This window comes from Roseibium sp. AWQ4_254 (genome assembly GCF_056161025.1).
Map to the genome: position 1 here is coordinate 1 of NZ_JBSWYH010000089.1, position 888 is coordinate 888.

At 42.7% G+C, this 888-nt stretch carries 1 protein-coding gene; it reads left to right on the top strand.

The annotated features are described in order from the left end of the window. Positions 1–109: 109 nt before the first annotated feature. Positions 110–871, top strand: a complete 762-nt coding sequence (locus ACXAIC_RS24735) for an RNA-directed DNA polymerase (RefSeq protein ID WP_475187097.1) — start codon at positions 110–112, stop codon at positions 869–871. Positions 872–888: the final 17 nt, after the last annotated feature.

Below are 888 nucleotides of genomic sequence, written 5' to 3' on the forward strand. Positions count from 1 at the left end.
GGATCAATCCGATCCGGGGCAAAAACGCGGGCCTCATGGCTGAAAGCCGTCGGGACGCCTCAAAATAGCGGGTTGTTGCGGGTGCCCAGATTGTGGCTGCGACGCACAAATGGTCGCACTCGCTAGAGAAATTCTATTTCAATGGTCGGGTGATCGAAGAAGTTACGGCGTGCCAGTAGGTTCGGATGCCAGTCGCATCCTTTCTGAAGCCGCTCTACTTGCAGTAGATCGACAACTTCAAGAAAACGATATTCAATACGTACGATATGTGGACGACTTTCGACTATTTGCAGACTCACGCGCGGAAGCTTACGATATTGTAAGGATACTAAGCGAATTACTTTCAGAAGAGGGTTTGACCTTAAATAACAAAAAAACGAAAATCTTTCAAATCGAGGACTATCAAGAGGGAACGGACCAAGTTGAAAACGATATAAACACTCCTCACGACCGTATCGATGAAGAAGAACGAGTTGTAATAAGGAGGCGCATTCAAGTCAGTGGTCGCTCTTCTATCTCAAGGTATTATAGAAACCCAGGCAGAGAAGCACTGCGCTTTCTTGAAAGCTTAGAATTTGACGAAGTATTAAATCGTGTACGTGACAATCAAGGGGCAGAAAAGGAAGAGGCAATACGAACAGCAACAAAATATTTCATATATGTTAGACAAGACGTCGAAATTATCGAAACACTTATCAAAGAGAAAATAACATCTATTTTTTATATTGTTGACGCCCTTGTAAAAGACAAAGAAAAAATACATCCCCAAATACAATTAATTACAAAAGACGTAATTATAGAGCTAGAGCATTTCCCAAAAAGTCTGAATCGTCTTGGGTTCCCTTTTGTGGTGAATAGTGATTCAAGCTGAGGGCTGGACAAGGAGGC